Genomic DNA, 19686 nt, shown 5'->3' on the forward strand with positions numbered 1-19686 from the left:
GCATTCTCCAGCCGGTTATGAGCGCGCATTGAGGTAGCTCCTGCGCAGCATCCATTGGTGGATCACCGTGATAAACGCCATCATCACCACCAGCAGCATCGCCAGCGCGCTGGCCAGGTTCGGATCGAGGGAGATGTCCCCCGCCACCAGCGCCGAGATGCGGATCGGGATCACGTTGAAGTTGCCGGTGGTCAGCGCATACACCGTGGCGTAGGCGCCCAGCGCGTTGGCCAGCAGGATGACGAAGGTGCCCATCAGCGCCGGCGCCAGCACCGGCAGGCCAATATGCCGCCAGTAGCGCCAGGGGCCGGCGCCGAGCAGCGCCGCCGATTCGCGCCAGTCGGCGCGCAGCGCGTCGAATGCCGGATACAGCAGCAGCACCCCGAGCGGGATCTGGAAGTAGGTATACAGCACGATCAGGCCGCTCTTCGAATAGAGGTTGAAGCTCTCCATCAGGCCGTATTTGCGCAGCAGCAACGTCAGGCAACCGTTCAGCCCCAGCAGAATGACGAAGGCGAACGCCAGCGGCACCCCGGCGAAGTTGCTGGTCATGTTGGTGAACGACATTACGAAGTCATGAAACCGCGTCTGGCCGAGCTGACGCAGTGAGTAACTGCCAACTAATGCGATCAGCAAGCCGTAGACGCTCGACCATAGCGAGATCTCCAGCGAGAACTGAAACGCCTGCAGGTAGAACGGCGAGGTGAGGATATCGACATAGTTGCCCCACCCCCAGCCGCTGGTCTCGCTGAAAAAGCTGTGAACGGCGATCCACACCAGCGGGGCGATCTGAAACGCGCCGAACAGCACGATAAACGGCAGCAGGCACAGCGCGGCGATCCATTTGGTTTTGCTGTTCATCGCGCATCCTGCGCCAGCAGCGCCCGGCAGCGCGGCTTGTCGTGCGGCGCCTGCAACAGATCGCAGATCGTGCCGCACAGCTCGGTTTGCTGCGGATCGGCGTCATCCAGGCTGAAGCCCGCGCCGAATACGAACAGCGGCACCTGACGCTCTTCCGGCAATACGCCGCCGTGGCTGCGATCGTCGTTCATGCCATGGTCGGCGGTAACCAGCACCTGATAGCCGGCCGCCAGCCACTCGGGCAGATAGCGCGACAGCGAGCCGTCGGCGCGCCGCGCCGCGTTGCGGTACTGCGGCGAAGAGAGGCCAAAGCGGTGGCCGGCGTCGTCGATGTTCATCGGATGGATCAACAGAAAGTCTGGCTGATGACGCAGACGCAGGCTTTCGGCGTCGTCAAACAGATGGCTGTCGGGATAACCGTCGTCGTAATAGAAATGCCCGTGTTGAATCGGCAGCTCGGGGGCGTCGGTATGGCGGTCGCGCGCGGCGTCGAACGGCGTGCGGTTATACAATTCGCTGAACCAGTGGTAAGCGGCGGCGGCGGTGCTCAGCCCGGCGGCGCGCGCATAATGAAACACGCTTTGTTGATGAGAAAGGCGCGAGACGTGATTGTGCACCACGCCGCTCTCCACCGGCGTGACGCCGGTGAGAATGCATTCATACAGCGGCCGGGAGAGCGAGGGCAACTCGCTCTCCAGCAGGTACAACCGCCCGCGTCCCGCCGCGCATTCGGCCTGCAGATACCCCATAGCGTCGTGCGCCACCCGGTAGTTGAGGCCGTCCAGCAGCACGAGGATCGTTTTCATGGTGCGTTAACTCACTGCTGCATAAACATAATGACGTTTTCCTGCCACAGGCGCGGCAGCGCTTTGGCGCTCTGTTCCCAGGCCGCCGGATCGGCGATCGGATGCGCATTCTTGTACTGCTCGGCCGGCAGCAGCTTGGCCTTGACGTCGTCCGGCAGCGTCAGATGTTCGGCGCGGATCGGGCGGGCATAGCCGCGCGCCAGGTTGATCTGGCCGGCGTCGGAGAAGATGTATTCGCGCGCCAGCTTGGCGGCGTTCGGGTGCTTGGCGTATTTGTTGATGATGGTGGTGTAGCCGGAAGTGATCGAACCGTCCGACGGGATCAGCACTTCAAAACGGGTTTTGTCGATCTGATCGCGGTAGTTCAGGCCGTTGAAGTCCCACACCACGCCAACCTGCACTTCCCCTTTCTCCAGCGATGCGATCACCGGGTTACTCAGGCTCAGGCGGCCGGCCTTGGCCAGCTTGCCGAAGAATTCCAGGCCCGGCTTGAGATTTTTCTCGTTGCCGCCCATGGCGTAGGTGGCCGCCAGCACGCCGCTGGCCGCCTGCGACGCGGTGCCGACGTCGCCGATGGTGACCTGATAGCTGCCCTTGAGCAGATCGGCCCAGCTGTGCGGGATGTCTTTCACCTGCTGCTTGTTGATGATGAAGGCGATGGTGCCGGTGTAAGCCAGCGCCCAGTGGCCGTCTTTGTCTTTCGCCCACTCCGGCACCTGATCCCAGGTAGACGGTTTGTACGACTGCGTTACGCCCTTCTGCACCGCCACCGGGCCGAAGGCCGCGCCGACGTCACCGATGTCCGCCGTGGCGTTGTTCTTTTCCGCATCGAATTTGGCGATCTCCTGTGCGGAGCTCATGTCGGTATCGACATGCTTCAGGCCGTACTTGCTCAACAGATCTTGCCAGGTGCCTTTCCAGTTGGCCCAGCTGTCCGGCATGCCGACGCTGTTGACTTCGCCTTCTTTCTTCGCGGCCTGCTCCAGCGCCGCCAGATCGGTATCCGCGGCCCAGCTCATCTGGCTGGATAACACGATGGCACTGGTTAACACAGAAGCGCACAAACGTTTCATAACTGATGCTCCAGGTGGTAGTGTGGGGATGGCTGGACTAGTCCAGCAAGGACCAAACCAATCTAACGGACGAATGTGATAATTATATGTCAGCTTAAAAAAGCGACAGTTTTATCACCCATTGCAACGGCGAAAACGCGACGCTGGTCTACCTTAAGGAAGGCCAAACGCACTGAAACGGGACACCCGCTGTATGAGTGAAGCACCGACGACCGTCGCCACCATCTGCCAAACGCTGAGCGCCCGCATCACCGCCGGCGAGTTCGCCGCGGGCGGCAAGCTGCCCTCCGAGCGCGCCCTGAGCGAACAGTTCGCCACCACCCGCATTACCTTGCAGGAGGCGCTCGGCCAGCTGGAGGCGCAGGGCGTCATCTACCGCCAGGTGCGGCGCGGCTGGTTCATCTCGCCTCCACGTTTGATCTACAACCCGTTGCAGCGCAGCCATTTTCACGCCATGGCGCAGCAGCAGGGGCGCGCCGCCCATACCGAAGCGATCGACAGCGCGGTCGTCACGCTCGACGCGCCGCTGGCCGGCCGCCTGGCGCTGCCTCCCGGCGCGCAGGCCTATCGCATTCGCCGGCTGCGCTACATCGACGGGCGCGCGGTGCTGTACTGCGAGCACTACCTCAATCCGGCCTATTTCCCCGGTATTCTGGACGAAGATCTGACCCAGTCGCTGACCGCGCTGTACGCCGCACGCTACGGCATTCACTACGGCCGGGTACGTTTCGACATGCTGCCCACCCTGCTGCCGCAGCAGGCCGCCGCCATGCTGAAGGTGACCTACGGCAGCCCGGCGCTGTTCATTACGCGGGTGAATCGCGATCAACATGACCGGGTGATCGATTGCGACCTGGAGTATTGGCGGTACGACGCGCTGCACATCGATGTGGAAGCGCTGTAAATGACAAGGGCGCATCGCTGCGCCCTTAAAGAGGAAAGTCAGTCGGCGTCGTAGCCGAGGTTTGGCGCCAGCCAGCGTTCGACCTCGCTCACGCTCATCCCTTTACGCGCCGCATAGTCTTCCACCTGATCGCGCTGGATCTGCGCCACCGCGAAGTACTTGCTCTCAGGATGGCTGAAGTACCAGCCGGACACCGCCGCCCCCGGCCACATGGCGAAGGACTCCGTCAGTTCCATGCCGGTGTGGCGATTGACGTCCAGCAGCTGCCAAATGGTCGCTTTTTCGGTGTGCTCCGGGCAGGCCGGGTAGCCCGGCGCCGGCCGGATGCCCTGATAGTTTTCGCGGATCAGTTCTTCGTTGCTCAGATTCTCGTCGGCGGCATAACCCCAGTGCAACTTGCGCACCTGTTCGTGCAGGTATTCGGCGAAAGCCTCCGCCAGACGATCCGCCAGCGCCTTGACCATGATTTTGTTGTAATCGTCGTGCTGTGCGTCGTACGCCGCCGCCAGCGCGTCCTCCTCCAGCCCGCCGGTCACCGCGAAGGCACCGAAGTAGTCGGCCTTGCCGCTGCTTTTCGGCGCCACGAAGTCCGCCAGGCAGTAGTTCGGGAAGTCGGTTTTTTCCGTCTGCTGGCGCAGATGGCAGCTCACCGCCAGCACCTCGCTGCGCTGTTCGTCGCGGTACACTTCCACGTCGTCGCCGACGCGGTTGGCCGGGAACAGGCCGTAAACGCCGCGCGGGTTGAGGCTGCGCTCGGCGGCCAGCCGATCCAGCATCTGATTGGCGTCGTGGAACAGGCGCTTGGCCTCTTCCCCCACCACCTCGTCTTCCAGGATGCGCGGGTATTTGCCCGCCAGCGACCAGGTCATGAAGAACGGCGTCCAGTCGATATAGTGGCGCAGCGTCTCGATGCCGGCCGACACCGGGAATACGCCAAGCTGCCGCGGCGCCGGCGGCTGATAGTCGGCCCAGTCCAGCGCCATGGCGTTGGCGCGCGCCTTGTGCAAATCGACCGGCGGCGTGCGCGGTTTTTTGCGCGCGTGCTGAATGCGCACCGTCTCATACTCTTTGCGGGTGCGCGCCACAAACTCGTCGCGCTGGGTAGCGGACAGCAGCGCCGACACCACGCCCACGGTGCGCGAGGCGTTTTGCACGTAGGTGGTCGGGCCGCTGTAGTTCTGCTCAATTTTCACCGCGGTGTGCGCCTTGGAGGTGGTGGCGCCGCCGATCAGCAGCGGCAGCGTAAAGCCCTGGCGCTCCATCTCTTTGGCCACGTTGACCATCTCGTCGAGCGACGGCGTGATCAGCCCCGACAGGCCGATGATGTCGACGTTCTCCTCGCGCGCGGTGCGCAGGATTTTCTCCGTCGGCACCATCACGCCCAGATCGACGATTTCATAGTTGTTGCACTGCAGCACCACGCCGACGATGTTCTTGCCGATGTCGTGCACGTCGCCCTTCACCGTCGCCAGCAGGATTTTCCCCGCGGAGGTGCCCTGCTGCTTGCTGGCCTCAATGTACGGTTCCAGGTAGGCCACCGCCTGCTTCATCACGCGGGCGGATTTCACCACCTGCGGCAGGAACATCTTGCCCTCGCCGAACAGATCGCCGACCACGTTCATCCCCGCCATCAGCGGCCCTTCAATCACTTCGATCGGCCGTTCGGCCTGCTGCCGCGCCTCTTCGGTGTCCAACTCGATAAACTCGGTGATGCCCTTCACCAGCGAATACTCCAGCCGCTTTTCCACCGGCCAACCGCGCCACTCCGCCTGCTGCACCGCCGCTTCGCCGTCTTTGCTGCCGCGGTACTTTTCCGCCAGCTCCAGCAGGCGTTCGGTGCCGTCCTCGCGACGGTTGAGGATCACGTCCTCTACCGCCTCGCGCAGCTCGCCAGGCAGATCGTCGTAAATCGCCAGCTGCCCGGCGTTGACGATGCCCATGTCCATGCCGTTGCGAATGGCGTGATACAGGAACACCGCGTGGATCGCTTCACGCACCGGATCGTTGCCGCGGAACGAGAACGACACGTTGGACACGCCGCCGGAGATCATCGTGTGCGGCAGGTGGGTTTTGATGTCGGCGCAGGCTTCGATAAAGTCGACGGCGTAGTTGTTGTGCTCTTCGATGCCGGTGGCGACGGCGAAGATGTTCGGGTCGAAAATGATGTCTTCCGGCGGGAAACCGACGCGTTCGGTCAAAATTTTATAGGCGCGGCGACAGATCTCGAACTTGCGCTCGCGGGTGTCCGCCTGGCCCACTTCGTCGAACGCCATCACCACCACCGCGGCGCCATAGCGGCGCACCAGCCGGGCGTGGTGGATAAAGGCCTCTTCGCCCTCCTTCATCGAGATCGAGTTGACGATGCCCTTGCCCTGAATGCACTTCAGGCCTTTCTCGATAACGGACCACTTGGAGGAGTCGATCATGATCGGCACCCGGGCGATATCCGGCTCGCCGGCGATCAGGTTGAGGAAACGCACCATCGCCGCTTCGGCGTCGAGCATCCCCTCGTCCATGTTGATATCGATGACCTGCGCGCCGCTCTCGACCTGCTGGCGCGCCACGTCGAGCGCCTCGTTGTATTTCTCTTCTTTGATCAGGCGTTTGAAACGTGCCGAACCGGTGACGTTGGTGCGCTCGCCGACGTTAACGAACAGGGTGCTGGCGTCAATGGTCAGCGGTTCCAGACCGGCCAGGCGGCAGGCGACCGGGAGCTCTGGCAGCCGGCGCGGCGGCACGCCCTCGACCGCCTTGGCCATCGCGGCGATATGTTCCGGCGTGGTGCCGCAGCAGCCGCCGATGATATTGAGGAAGCCGGCCTGCGCCCACTCCCCGACCTGGCGCGCCATCTCGGCCGCATCCAGATCGTATTCGCCGAAGGCGTTCGGCAAACCGGCGTTCGGGTGCGCGGTGACGTAGGTCTCCGAGATGCGCGCCAGCTCGGCGACGTACTGACGCAGCTCATCCGGCCCCAGAGCGCAGTTCAGGCCGAAGGTCAGCGGCTTGACGTGGCGCAGCGAATTGTAAAACGCTTCGGTGGTCTGGCCGGACAGGGTGCGGCCGGAGGCGTCGGTGATGGTGCCGGAAATCATGATCGGCAGTTCCACCCCCAGCGCTTCGAATTCGGTTTCCACCGCAAAAGCGGCGGCCTTGGCGTTGAGGGTGTCGAAGATGGTTTCGATCATGATCAGATCGACGCCGCCCTCCACCAGCGCGCGGGTCGATTCGCGGTAAGCCGCCACCAGTTCATCGAACGAGATGTTGCGGAACGCCGGATCGTTGACGTTCGGCGAGATGGACGCGGTGCGGTTGGTCGGCCCCAGCACCCCGGCGACGTAGCGCGGTTTTTCCGGCGTGCGCGCCGTCCATTCGTCGGCGCAGGCGCGCGCCAGGCAGGCGGCCTGATAGTTAATCTCGGCGGACAGCGACTCCATATGGTAGTCGGCCATGGCGATAGAGGTGGCGTTGAAGGTATTGGTCTCAAGGATATCGGCGCCCGCCTCGAGATAGGCGTAATGAATGGCGGTGATCACTTCCGGCTTGGTCAGCACCAGCAGATCGTTATTGCCTTTCAGATCGCTGCGCCAATCGGCGAAACGCTCACCGCGGAAATCGCGCTCATCCAGACGGTAGCTCTGGATCATGGTGCCCATGCCGCCGTCCAACACCAAAATGCGCTGCGCTAACTGGCGGCGCAGTTGTTCTACTCGATTCGTCACTGTAACCCCTTCCATTGCCATCCAGCCCATTGCTCAACTGCCGCAAACACCAACGAGTCATCCTAGCACAGCTTGTAAGGACAAAGGGCCAGGCAACAATTGAGAGTTTTTCAGGTTGTGCGCCAACACCTCCGATGAGCTGACGGCGGCTTGCAATTCATCGGCAAAAAACGAAAATGAATTCCATCATACGGAAAAAGGAATCTCACCCATGGCCACCCCTGCTCCCGCCAAGCGCGGCAAGAAGCCCCGCGCAGCAGCCCCCGCCGCCAGTGCGGCGACCGGTCAGGTACAATCGTTGACCCGTGGCCTGAAACTGTTGGAATACATTTCGGAAGCCCAGGGCAACGTGGCGCTGACCGATCTGGCCCAGCAGGCCGGCCTGCCGAACTCCACCACTCACCGCCTGCTCACCACCATGCAGCAGCAGGGATTCGTGCGCCAGGTCGGCGATCTCGGCCTGTGGACCATCGGCTCGCACGCCTTTGTGGTCGGCAGCAGCTTCCTGCAAAGCCGCAACCTGCTGGCGATGGTGCATCCGACGCTGCGCCGCCTGATGGAAGAGTCCGGCGAAACCGTCAACCTGGCGGTGCTGGATACCAGCGAGTACCAGGCGATCATCATCGATCAGGTGCAGTGCACGGCGCTGATGCGCATGTCGGCGCCGATCGGCGGCAAACTGCCGATGCACGCCTCCGGCGCCGGCAAAGCGTTCCTCGCCACCCTGCCGGACGATCAGGTGACCAAACTGCTGCATAAGAAAGGCATGCACACCTACACGCCGCATACCCTGACGCCGCACAACCTGAAAGAGGGGCTGGCGCAGATCCGCAAACAGGGCTTCTCCTTTGACGACGAAGAGCACGCGCTCGGCCTGCGCTGCGTGGCGGCCTGCATCTTCGACGAACACCGCGAAGCCTTCGCCGCCATTTCCATCTCCGGCCCGGTGTCGCGCATCACTGACGATCGCGTGATCGAGCTGGGCGCGCTGGTGATCCACGCGTCGAAAGAGATCAGCCTGGCCTACGGCGGCGTGCGCTAATCCTGTCCATCCGAGGGGCGCCGCAGCGCGCCCTTGTTCCCCCGCTCTGTTCTGTTGTCAGCATGTAACAGGCTGTCGGCATCCTGTTTAGCGCACAGGAAAAAAGCTTGAAGCCGATCACAGTTAACGATCCTCACGGCGAAAGCCCATTGCAACCGCTCAAACTTCCTTCGACAATGTTACCGATAACATGTTACCGGTAACAATCAAGCTGAACGAAGGTAACGTCACCCGGTGTTTTGGAGCCAAGCCATGACCAACAATCAAAATCGCATTTACGTCGTTATGGGCGTTTCCGGCAGCGGCAAGTCCGCCGTCGCCGCCGCCGCGGCCCGCCAACTCTCCGCCGGCTTCCTCGACGGCGACTTCCTGCACCCGCGCAGCAACATCCTGAAGATGGCCGCCGGCGAGGCGTTGAACGACGACGATCGCGCGCCGTGGCTGGCCGCGCTCAACGACGCCGCCTTCGCCATGCAGCGCACCAACAGCGTGTCGATCATCGTCTGTTCGGCGTTGAAAAAGCAGTATCGCGACCGCCTGCGCGCCGGCAACGGCAACCTGTCATTCATCTATCTGCACGGTGAGTTCCCGGTGATCGAATCCCGCCTGGCGGCGCGCAACGGCCACTTCTTCAAGCCGCAGATGCTGGTCACCCAGTTCGCCGCGCTGGAGCAACCGGGCGCCGACGAGAACGACGTGATGGCGATCGACATCAATCAGCCGCTGGACGCGGTGATCGCCGATACCGTGCGCCATATCCAGAGCTTCCTGCCGCAGGACGTGTGCGCGTGAGTACCGTAACGCTGGTCGGTACCGCAGTCGGCTCGGTTTTACTGCTGTTATTCCTGGTGATGAAGGCGCGCATGCACGCCTTCGTCGCGCTGATGCTGGTGTCCATCGCCGCCGGCATTTTCTCCGGCATGCCGCTGGAACACATCGCCGACACCATGCAAAAAGGCATGGGCGACACGCTGGGCTTCCTGGCGATCGTGGTGGCGCTCGGGGCGATGTTCGGCAAGATCCTGCATGAGGTCGGCGCGCTCGATCAAATTGCGGCGCAATTGCTGAAACGATTCGGACAAAGCAAAGCGCACTACGCGCTCGGCATCGCCGGGCTGATCTGCGCGCTGCCGCTGTTCTTCGACGTGGCGGTGGTGCTGCTGATCGGCATCGTGTTCGCCGTGGCGCGCCGCACCGACGGCAATATCGTCAAGCTGGCTATTCCGCTGTTCGCCGGCGTGGCCGCCGCCGCCTCCTTCCTGCTGCCGGGGCCGGTGCCGATGCTGCTGGCGTCGCAGATGAAGGCCGATTTCGGCTGGATGATCGCCATCGGCCTGGTAGCGGCGGTGATCGGCATGCTGATCGCCGGCCCGCTGTACGGCAGCTTTATCAGCCGTTTCGTCAACTGGCCGATGCCGCCGGAAGAGAATGAGCCGACGCTGACCAAGGGCAATCTGCCGTCGTTCGGCTTCAGCCTGGCGCTGGTGCTGTGCCCGCTGGTGCTGGTCGGCATGAAAACCATCGGCGCGCGGCTGGTCACCCCCGGCTCGCAGCTGCAGCAGTGGCTGGAGTTTATCGGCCACCCGTTCACCGCCATCCTGCTGGCCTGCCTGATCGTGATTTACGGTCTGGCGAAGCCGCGCGGCATGAGCAACGAACAGACGCTGGCCATCTGCTCCGCCGCGGTGCAGCCGGCCGGGATCATCCTGCTGATGACCGGCGCCGGCGGGGTGTTCAAGCAGATCCTGGTGGATTCCGGCGTCGGGCCGGCGCTGGGTGACGCCATGATCGGCGCCGGCCTGCCGATCGCCGTGGCCGCCTTTGCGCTCTCCGCCATGGTGCGGGTGATCCAGGGCTCGGCCACCGTCGCCTGCCTGACCACCGTCGGCCTGGTGCTGCCGGTCACCAGCCAGCTCGGGCTTAGCGGCGGGCAACTGGCCGCGCTGGCCATCTGCATCGCCGGCGGCTCCATCGTGCTGAGCCACGTCAACGATGCCGGCTTCTGGCTGTTCGGCAAATTCACCGGCGCCAACGAACTGCAAACGCTGAAAACCTGGACGGTGATGGAAACCATTCTGGGCAGCGTCGGCGGCGCCATCGGCATGATTGCATTCACGATGTTTTAAATCCTAAATCGCCCCCGGCCTTGCACACCAGGGCTGCAAATCACCCCCGGGGGCACCGCCACAGGCGGCGACTATAACAACAGCAATGTGAGGAAGGCATGATTAATCCAACCTTGTCCCGTGTCACACAGCGCATCATCGACCGTTCCCAGGCCAGCCGCGCCGCCTATCTGGCGCGTATCGAGGCGGCCCGCTCCCAAACCGTCCACCGCGCGCAGCTCGCCTGCGGCAACCTGGCCCACGGTTTCGCCGCCTGTCAGCCCGATGACAAGGCGTCGCTGAAAAACATGGTGCGCAGCGATATCGCCATCATCACCGCCTACAACGACATGCTGTCGGCCCACCAGCCGTACGAACATTACCCACAGCGGCTGAAACAGGCGCTGAAGGCGGTGGGCGCCGTGGGCCAGGTGGCCGGCGGCGTGCCGGCGATGTGCGACGGCGTGACGCAGGGGCAGGACGGCATGGAGCTGTCGCTGATGAGCCGTGACGTGATCGCCATGTCGGCCGCCGTCGGCCTGTCGCACAATATGTTCGACGGCGCGCTGTTCCTCGGCATCTGCGACAAGATCGTGCCGGGGCTGGTGATGGCCGCCCTCTCCTTCGGCCACCTGCCTGCGCTGTTCGTGCCGGCCGGCCCGATGAGCAGCGGCCTGCCGAACAAGGAAAAAGTGCGCGTGCGCCAGCTGTACGCCGAGGGCAAGGCCGACCGCCTGGCGTTGCTGGAAGCCGAGGCAGCCTCTTATCACGGCATCGGCACCTGCACCTTCTACGGCACCGCCAACACCAACCAGATGGTGATGGAAGTGATGGGTTTGCATCTGCCGGGCGCCTCCTTCGTCCATCCTGACACGCCGCTGCGCGACGCGCTGAACGACGCCGCCGCGCGCCAGGTGACCCGACTGACCGATACCGCCGGCAACTACCTGCCGATCGGCCGCCTGGTGGACGAGAAAGTGGTGGTGAACGGCATCGTCTCGCTGCTGGCGACCGGCGGCTCCACCAACCTGACCATGCATCTGGTGGCGATGGCGCGCGCGGCGGGCATCATCATTACCTGGGACGATTTCTCGGAGCTGTCGGAGGCGGTGCCGCTGCTGTGCCGCATCTACCCGAACGGCCCGGCCGACATCAACCAGTTCCAGGCCGCCGGCGGCGTGCCGCTGGTGGTGCGCGAGCTGCTGCAACACGGCCTGCTGCACGAAGACGTGCATACCGTGGCCGGTTTCGGCCTGCGCCGCTACACCCAAGAACCGTGGCTGGATAACGGCCAACTGGTGTGGCGCGAAGGCGTGGCCGGCTCGCTCGACGCCAGCGTGATCGCCAGCGTGGCCCAGCCGTTCGAACATCACGGCGGCACCAAAGTGATGGCCGGCAATCTGGGCCGCGCGGTGATGAAAACCTCGGCGGTGCCCGCTGATAACCAGATCATCGAAGCGCCAGCGGTGGTGTTCGACAGCCAGCACGATATCGTGCCGGCGTTCGAAGCCGGCAAGCTGGATCGCGATTGCGTGGTGGTGGTGCGCTTCCAGGGGCCGCAGGCCAACGGCATGCCGGAGCTGCACAAGCTGATGCCGCCGCTGGGCGTGCTGATGGATCGCGGCTTCAAAGTGGCGCTGGTGACCGACGGCCGCCTGTCCGGCGCCTCCGGCAAGGTGCCTTCCGCCATCCACGTCACCCCGGAAGCCTATACCGGCGGCCTGCTGGCGAAAGTGCGCGACGGCGATCCGATCCGCGTAAACGGCCGCAGCGGCGAGCTGCAGGTGCTGGTCGACGCCGAGGAGCTGGCGCGGCGCACGCCTTGCCAACCCGATCTGAGCGCGGAACACATCGGCTGCGGCCGCGAGCTGTTCGGCGCGCTGCGCAGCCAGCTGTCCGGCGCCGAGCAGGGCGCCTGCTGTATCAAATTTTAATCGATAGCCTGGCCGCATCGCCGCCTGGCGGCGGCCACAGAGGAGAACGTCAGCATGAACAAGTGGACAACAAGCGCCGAGCAGATCCTGACGGCGGGGCCGGTGGTGCCGGTCATCGTGATCAACAAGCTGGAACATGCGGTGCCGTTGGCGAAAGCGCTGGTCGCCGGCGGCGTGCGGGTGCTGGAGGTGACGCTGCGCACCGCCTGCGCCATGGACGCCATTCGCGCCATCGCCCAAGAGGTGCCGGAAGCGATCATCGGCGCCGGTACGGTGATCAATCCGCAGCAGCTGCGGGAAGTGACCGAAGCCGGTGCGCAGTTCGCCATCAGCCCAGGCCTGACCGACGAGCTGCTCAAAGCCGCCACCGCAGGTTCCATTCCCTTGATCCCGGGCATCAGCACCGTTTCCGAACTGATGCAGGGCATGGATTACGGCCTGCGCGAGTTTAAATTCTTCCCGGCGGAAGCCAACGGCGGCGTAAAAGCGCTGCAGGCGATCGGCGGCCCGTTCCCGCAGGTGCGCTTCTGCCCGACCGGCGGCATCTCACCGGACAACTACCGCAGCTATCTGGCGCTGAAAAGCGTGCTGTGCATCGGCGGCTCCTGGCTGGTGCCGGCGGACGCGCTCGAAAGCGGCGACTACGCGCGCATCACTGAACTGGCGCGCGCCGCCGTCGCGGGCGCCGAGGCCTGATTTACATCGCAGCGGTGGCGGCCGGCAGCGCCGCCCCGCTGCGCTGGCTGAACCGCTGCTTCTTGCGATAAGCAAATACGTCTTCCACATGCCCTTCGCGGATGCGCTGCTGCAACCCGCGCCAATACTCCGCGGTAAACAGATCGCTGTGCAGCTCTTCAAACACCTGCCGAATGCGCCGATCGCCGCACAGAAAGTGGCGGAACTCTTCCGGGAACACGTCGTTGGGCGCGATGCTGTACCACGGCTCGCTGGCCAACTCATCTTCCGGATAACGCGGCGGCGGGATATCGCGGAAGTTGACCTCGGTCATGTAGCAAATCTCGTCGTAGTCATAGAACACCACCCGCCCGTGGCGCGTCACGCCAAAGTTCTTGAACAGCATGTCGCCGGGGAAGATATTGGCGGCGGCTAACTGCTTAATCGCGTTGCCGTACTCTTCAATCGCATCGCGCATCTGCTGGTCGTTGGCCTGCTCCAGATACAGATTCAGCGGCGTCATGCGCCGTTCCATATACAGGTGCTTAATCACAATGCGATCGCCGAGATCTTCCAGTTTGCCCGGCACTTCGCGCCGCAGCTCCGCCAACAGTTCCGGGCTGAGGCGCGCCTTGTCGACGACGAAATTTTCGTACTCCTGGGTATCCGCCATACGCCCGACGCGATCGTGCTCTTTCACCAGCTGATAGCAGGCCATCACCTGCGCCTGCGTCACCTCTTTTTGCGGGGCGAATTCGTCCTTGATCACTTTAAACACCCGATCGAAGGACGGCAGGGTAAACACCAGCATCACCATGCCCTTCACCCCCGGCGCGATGATGAACTGCTCCTGCGACTGCGCCATAAAGGTCAGGTATTCGCGGTAGCATTCAGTTTTGCCGTGCTTCTGGCAGCCGATCGCCATGTACAGCTCGGCGGTGGTCTTGCCCGGCAGGATCTCGCGCAGCCACTCGACCATCGCCGCCGGCAGCGGCGCGTAGACCATGAAATAAGAACGGGCGAAGCCGAAGACGATGCTGGCCTCGGCCTTACCGGTCAGGCAGGCATCGATAAACAGCGCGCCCGACTCGCTGTGGTGGATCGGCAGCAAGAACGGGTAAACGCCGTCGGCCAGGCGCAGCTTGCCGACCAGCCAGGCGGCCTTGTTGCGATAGAACAGTTCGTTGGCGATCTGAAAGGTGGCCCCCGCCAGTTGCTGCGGACTGAAGGCGCGCTGCAGCGCCTGAGTGATGTAGCGAATATCGCGCGTCAAATCTTCCCACGGCAACCGCAGCGGCAGATCGCTCAGCACGCTGCGCAGCATCGCCGGCAGATCGCCATTGGAGGTGAAATCGCGCGCCAGCGGACGCGGAATGTCGCGAAATCGCCGTTCCGGCTGCGAACTGAACACGAACAGCTTGTCCGGCGTCAGATCGCGATGCTTGAACAGCCGGCAGTAGACCGAGTTAAAAAAGCTTTCGGCTATCTCGAAACGCGGGTAGTCCGGCAGCAGATCGATATAAACCGCTTTGACCCGGCTGGGGAAGTCGGCGTCGAAATATTTCTGCCCGGTGATGCATTTGAGCTGCTCCACCACCAGGCCGACATGATGGTCATACAGATGGATGCGCTTTTTCATCGCCTGCTGCACCGCCGGCCAGTCCGCCTGCTCGAAGCGCTGCTGCGCGCCGGCGGTCACCTCCAAAAAGCGGCCGTACTGCGCATCGAAGCCCTGCAGGATCGTCTGTGCGATCAACAACTCCAGTTTTGCCGCCATCCTTACCCCCGCCAGAAAAAGAAGCCTGCGCATGCAGGCTCCGGGTGAAACGTCTTCAAGCTTGCCGCATCAGAACTGCTGTTCTTCCGTCGAACCGGTCAGCGCGGTGACCGAAGAGGCGCCGCCCTGAATGATGGTGGTGACCTTGTCGAAGTAGCCGGTGCCCACCTCCTGCTGATGCGACGCAAAGGTGTAACCGCGATCCACCGCGGCGAACTCCGCCTGCTGCACCTTCTCGACGTAGTGTTTCATGCCCTCGCCCTGCGCATAGGCGTGCGCCAGGTCGAACATGTTGAACCACATGCTGTGGATGCCCGCCAGCGTGATGAACTGATACTTGTAGCCCATGTCCGACAGCGCCTGCTGGAAGCGCGCGATGGTCTGATCGTCGAGGTTCTTCTTCCAGTTGAACGACGGCGAGCAGTTGTAGGCCAGCAGCTTGCCCGGGTATTTGGCGTGAATGGCGTCGGCGAAGCGCTGAGCGGCATCCAGATCCGGCGTTGAGGTTTCGCACCACACCATATCGGCGTAAGGGGCATAGGCCAGGCCGCGGCTGATCGCCTGCTCGACGCCTGCATGGGTGCGGAAGAAGCCTTCTGCCGTGCGCTCGCCGGTGACGAAGGCGCTGTCATACGGATCGCAATCGGACGTCAGCAGGTCGGCCGCATCGGCGTCGGTACGGGCGATCACCAGCGTCGGCACGCCGAGCACGTCGGCCGCTAGGCGCGCGGCGACCAGCTTCTGGATCGCTTCTTGCGTCGGCACCAGCACTTTGCCGCCCATATGGCCGCATTTCTTCACCGCCGCCAGCTGATCTTCGAAGTGCACCCCGGCGGCCCCGGCGGTAATCATCGCTTTCATCAGCTCAAAGGCGTTCAGCACGCCGCCGAAGCCGGCTTCCGCATCGGCGACAATCGGCAGGAAGTAATCGGTGTAGCCTTTGCTGCCCGGCTCAATCTGGTTCGCCCATTGGATCTGATCGGCGCGGCGGAAGGTGTTGTTAATGCGCTCGACCACCTTCGGCACCGAGTCCACCGGATACAACGACTGGTCAGGGTACATGGCCGCCGCGCTGTTGGCGTCGGCCGCCACCTGCCAGCCGGACAGGTAGATAGCCTCGACGCCGGCTTTGGCCTGTTGCAGCGCCTGGCCGCCGGTGAGCGCGCCCAGGCAGTTCACGTAGCCTTTGCGCGCCTTGCCGTTCAGCAACGCCCACAGTTTGGCGGCGCCGTTTTGCGCCAGGGTGCATTCCGGGTTGACCGAACCGCGCAGGTTGATCACGTCTTCGGCGCTGTAAGGGCGGGTGATGCCTTCCCAACGGGCCGATTTCCATTCCTGTTCCAGCTGCTGGATCTGTTGAGAGCGAGAGGTAGACATAATTTTTATCCTTTCAGTCATGTAGGGTTGATTGGGAAAGTTCAGGCCAGCAGCTCATAGCCGGGCAACGTCAGGAAATCGATTAATTCATCTTGCGTGGTGATGCGCTCCATCAGGCGCGCCGCCTCTTCGAACCGGCCGGCGTTAAAGCGCGCTTCCCCTACTTCTTCACGCACCACCAACATCTCTTCTTGCAACATCTGGCGGAACAGCGCCTTGGTGACCGGGCGCCCATCGTTCAGGCTCTTCTCGTGGTGGATCCACTGCCAGATAGAGGTACGGGAGATCTCCGCCGTCGCGGCATCTTCCATCAACCCATAGATAGGCACGCAGCCGTTGCCGGAGATCCAGGCTTCGATGTACTGCACCGCCACGCGGATATTGGCGCGCATCCCCGCTTCGGTGCGTTCGCCGTCGCATGGTTCCAACAGCTGCGCGGCGCTGATTGGCGCATCCTGCTCACGCATCACGTCCAGCTGATTCTGGCGATCGCCCAATGCCTTGCCGAACACCTCCATCACCGTGTCCGCCAGCCCCGGGTGCGCCACCCAGGTGCCATCGTGGCCATTGTTGGCCTCCAGCTCTTTATCCGCCCGCACCTTGTTCAGCACCCAGGCGTTTTTCTCAGCGTCTTTGCTCGGGATAAACGCCGCCATGCCGCCCATGGCGAAGGCGCCGCGCTTATGACAGGTTTTGATCAACAGACGTGAATAGGCGCTGAGGAAAGGTTTCTCCATGGTCACCGACTGACGATCCGGCAGCACGCGATCGCCGTGATTCTTCAGCGTTTTGATGTAGCTGAAGATGTAATCCCAGCGGCCGCAGTTCAGGCCGACGATGTGATCGCGCAGGTGATAGAGGATCTCGTCCATCTGGAACACCGCCGGCAGGGTTTCGATCAGCACGGTCGCCTTGATGGTGCCACGTGGCAGATCGAAACGATCCTCGGTAAAGCTGAAGACATCGCTCCACCAGGCCGCTTCCTCCCAGGACTGGGTTTTCGGCAGGTAGAAATACGGGCCGCTGCCCTTAGCCAACAGCTGACGATAGTTGTGGTAGAAGTACAGCGCGAAATCGAACAGGCCGCCGGGGATGGCTTCATCACGCCACAAGACGTGTTTCTCCGGCAGGTGCAAGCCGCGCACGCGAGCGATCAACACCGCCGGATTCGGTTTCAGCTGGTAGATCTTGCCGGCTTCGTTGGTGTAGGAGATGGTGCCGTTAACCGCATCGTGCAGGTTGATTTGACCGTCGATGACTTTGTCCCAGCTTGGCGCCAGGGAGTCTTCGAAGTCCGCCATAAATACTTTTACGTTGGCGTTCAACGCATTGATCACCATCTTGCGTTCTACCGGCCCGGTGATCTCGACCCGGCGATCGCGCAGGTCTTGCGGGATGCCGCGGATCTGCCAGTCGCCTTCACGAATGGAATTGGTTTCCGAAATAAATCCAGGCAGCTCGCCGCGATCGATATTTTGCTGCCAGCGGGCACGCGCCGCCAGCAGCTCATTGCGCCGCGGCGTGAATTTCCCCACCAGTTCCGCCAGGAATTCAACCGCTTCATCCGTTAATACCTGGCGCTCCGCAGCGGCGAAACCCTGGGTAAACCTTAACTCCGTGCCTGCTATCTGTTGCGTCATGACCTTGCTCCTTCCCATCATTGCGCCCGAGCGACCGGCGCATTTTCATCAGAAATCACTGTGGATCAGGGCGGATGAAACGATCCTAAACTGGTCAGATCTCATCCCGATAGCTCTAAGAATACTCAACAAAAAATAAAAATCAAAAACCATTTCCATTTTATTATTAAATATTTTATTAACACTTTATTATCAATTGGTTAGAACAAATAACATAACTAACAGGTAAGGAAACCGGTTCCAATAGAATCGCAAAGATAGGCTAACGCGTTGTTAGCCAATGGTTTTCTGGGGAAAGTGACCGGTAGAAAGAGGATCGTGCAGAGGATCAACAGCGCGGCGGCCTCGATTCAGCCGCCGGCAGGGAGAAAAGATCAGTCGAGAGTCGGATTCATATGGCGCAGATCGTAAGGCGTGATCTGGTAGACGTAATAGTTGAGCCAATTGGAAAACAGCAGGTGGCCATGGCTGCGCCAGGTGGCTTTCGGTGTCAGTGCGGGGTTGTCATCGGGGAAGTAGTTGAGCGGTACGGCAGGATCAAGGCCAGCTTCGTTGTCGCGACAATACTCCCCGGCCAGGGTCAGGGCATCATACTCAGGATGGCCGGTGACAAACGCCAGGCGCTTATCCCTGCTGGCGAACAGGTAGGCGCCGGCCTGCTCGGATTCGGCCAGAATATCCAGGTCGGTATATTGGCGAATCACCTCGGTCGGAAAATCGGCATAGCGTGAATGCGGCGCCAGGAAGCTTTCGTCGAAGCCGCGTGTCAGCAACGCATGCTGCTGCAGCGTTTGGTGCGGATAAACGCCGGAGAGCTTCACTTCGCGCGTCATCTTGGGAATGCCGTACAGGATGTTCAACGCCGCTTGTACCGCCCAGCATACGAACAGCGTGGAGGTGACGTGGTTTTTGGCCCAGTCAATGACCCGCTCGATCTGCGGCCAGTAGGCAACATCGCAGAAATCAACCAGCCCCAGCGGCGCGCCGGTGACAATCAGGCCATCGAAGTTCTCATTCTGGATATCCTCGAAGTCGCAGTAGAAGTTGTTCAGATGCTCGGCCGGCGTGTTCTTCGATTCGCGGCTGTCGATGCGCAGCAGCTGGATATCAATCTGCAGCGGCGAGTTGGACAACAGACGCAGAAACTGGTTTTCCGTTTCGATCTTCTTTGGCATCAGGTTGAGGATCAGCACTTTCAGTGGCCTGATTTCCTGTGTTTTTGCCCGCGAGGATGTCATCACGAAGACATTCTCACCGCGCAAGAAATTGACCGCAGGTAACTCATCAGGAACACGAATCGGCATTGCTTAACCCTCACACATCCATTTATACGTTTAGACTTCTAGATGCCCGAAGATAGCGTTTTTTTTCGTCGCTGTCGAGCATTCAGCGGAAAGGTGAAAATGTTTCATTGCGCAGCCTGCGCCGGGATATAAGCAGAGGGAGTAAAGCGGATGAAAAGCAAAAAGGCCATCCTTTCGGATGGCCTCTTGGCTTATTTGATGCTTGGCAGTTTATGGCGGGCGTCCTGCCCGCCCCCCTTCGGGCCGTTGCTTCGCAACGTTCAAATCCGCTCCCGGCGGATTTGTCCTACACCATTCGTCTCAGGATGCCCATGCTCGTGCAGGACGTCAGATATCAGAAAAAACAAAAAGCCCCATGCTTTCGCATGAGGCTTGTTGTTTTATTTGATGCTTGGCAGTGTCCTACTCTCGCATGGGGAGACCCCACACTACCATCGGCGCTACGGCGTTTCACTTCTGAGTTCGGCAT

General features: G+C 62.0%; 14 protein-coding genes and 1 rRNA gene. 6 read left to right on the forward strand and 9 right to left on the reverse strand.

Annotation, left to right across the window (positions count from 1 at the left end):
- Positions 1-15: 15 nt before the first annotated feature.
- Genes AC2CGI_RS18205 through AC2CGI_RS18215 form a run of 3 tightly spaced genes read right to left on the reverse strand, consistent with a single transcriptional unit; the run spans position 16 to position 2740 of the window.
- Entirely contained in the window at positions 16-861 is an 846-nt protein-coding gene (locus tag AC2CGI_RS18205) for an ABC transporter permease (protein WP_015379247.1), read from the reverse strand.
- Positions 858-1667, reverse strand: coding sequence for an alkaline phosphatase family protein (locus tag AC2CGI_RS18210; protein ID WP_015379248.1), 810 nt, complete (start codon positions 1665-1667; stop codon positions 858-860). The genes AC2CGI_RS18205 and AC2CGI_RS18210 overlap by 4 nt, the downstream gene beginning before the upstream one ends.
- An 11-nt stretch (positions 1668-1678) precedes the next feature.
- Positions 1679-2740 (reverse strand): ABC transporter substrate-binding protein, encoded by a 1062-nt coding sequence (locus tag AC2CGI_RS18215; protein ID WP_015379249.1) that lies wholly within the window; start codon positions 2738-2740, stop codon positions 1679-1681.
- 193 nt (positions 2741-2933) lie between these two features.
- On the opposite strand from AC2CGI_RS18215, the gene AC2CGI_RS18220 reads away from it, so the two are divergent.
- On the forward strand, positions 2934-3644 hold the full coding sequence (locus AC2CGI_RS18220; RefSeq protein WP_015379250.1) for a UTRA domain-containing protein: 711 nt from the start codon (positions 2934-2936) through the stop codon (positions 3642-3644).
- Between the two features lie 38 nt (positions 3645-3682).
- Here AC2CGI_RS18220 and metH read toward each other — a convergent pair whose 3' ends face one another.
- The gene (metH, locus tag AC2CGI_RS18225) at positions 3683-7378 is read right to left on the reverse strand and encodes a methionine synthase (RefSeq protein ID WP_130054888.1); all 3696 of its coding nucleotides are present in this window, start codon (positions 7376-7378) and stop codon (positions 3683-3685) included.
- 196 nt (positions 7379-7574) lie between these two features.
- On the opposite strand from metH, the gene iclR reads away from it, so the two are divergent.
- The 5 genes from iclR to AC2CGI_RS18250 all read left to right on the forward strand — a co-directional run bounded on the left by iclR (position 7575) and on the right by AC2CGI_RS18250 (position 13140).
- Complete coding sequence (gene iclR / locus AC2CGI_RS18230; RefSeq protein WP_021505158.1) at positions 7575-8405, forward strand: glyoxylate bypass operon transcriptional repressor IclR; 831 nt, start codon at positions 7575-7577, stop codon at positions 8403-8405.
- A 252-nt stretch (positions 8406-8657) separates the two neighbouring features.
- Positions 8658-9197 (forward strand): gluconokinase, encoded by a 540-nt coding sequence (gene gntK, locus AC2CGI_RS18235; protein ID WP_015379252.1) that lies wholly within the window; start codon positions 8658-8660, stop codon positions 9195-9197.
- Positions 9194-10531, forward strand: coding sequence for a gluconate transporter (gene gntU, locus AC2CGI_RS18240; RefSeq protein ID WP_015379253.1), 1338 nt, complete (start codon positions 9194-9196; stop codon positions 10529-10531). The genes gntK and gntU overlap by 4 nt, the downstream gene beginning before the upstream one ends.
- Positions 10532-10629: 98 nt before the next feature.
- Positions 10630-12444, forward strand: coding sequence for a phosphogluconate dehydratase (gene edd / locus AC2CGI_RS18245; RefSeq protein WP_021505162.1), 1815 nt, complete (start codon positions 10630-10632; stop codon positions 12442-12444).
- Positions 12445-12498: 54 nt separating this feature from the next.
- The gene (locus tag AC2CGI_RS18250) at positions 12499-13140 is read left to right on the forward strand and encodes a bifunctional 4-hydroxy-2-oxoglutarate aldolase/2-dehydro-3-deoxy-phosphogluconate aldolase (RefSeq protein WP_004936635.1); all 642 of its coding nucleotides are present in this window, start codon (positions 12499-12501) and stop codon (positions 13138-13140) included.
- Between the two features lies 1 nt (position 13141).
- On the opposite strand, the gene aceK is transcribed toward AC2CGI_RS18250, so the two are convergent.
- From aceK to rrf, 5 genes are all read right to left on the reverse strand, one after another.
- The gene (aceK, locus tag AC2CGI_RS18255) at positions 13142-14896 is read right to left on the reverse strand and encodes a bifunctional isocitrate dehydrogenase kinase/phosphatase (protein ID WP_033631950.1); all 1755 of its coding nucleotides are present in this window, start codon (positions 14894-14896) and stop codon (positions 13142-13144) included.
- Positions 14897-14965: 69 nt separating this feature from the next.
- Positions 14966-16273 (reverse strand): isocitrate lyase, encoded by a 1308-nt coding sequence (gene aceA, locus AC2CGI_RS18260; RefSeq protein ID WP_004936630.1) that lies wholly within the window; start codon positions 16271-16273, stop codon positions 14966-14968.
- A 41-nt stretch (positions 16274-16314) separates the two neighbouring features.
- Entirely contained in the window at positions 16315-17913 is a 1599-nt protein-coding gene (aceB, locus tag AC2CGI_RS18265; protein WP_015379256.1) for a malate synthase A, read from the reverse strand.
- A gap of 374 nt (positions 17914-18287) precedes the next feature.
- On the reverse strand, positions 18288-19217 hold the full coding sequence (gene metA, locus AC2CGI_RS18270) for a homoserine O-acetyltransferase MetA (RefSeq protein ID WP_004936623.1): 930 nt from the start codon (positions 19215-19217) through the stop codon (positions 18288-18290).
- A gap of 389 nt (positions 19218-19606) precedes the next feature.
- Positions 19607-19686 (reverse strand): 5S ribosomal RNA (rrf, locus tag AC2CGI_RS18275); the annotation flags it as partial.

The sequence above is a fragment of the Serratia sp. LSHTC3 genome, from assembly GCF_057197125.1.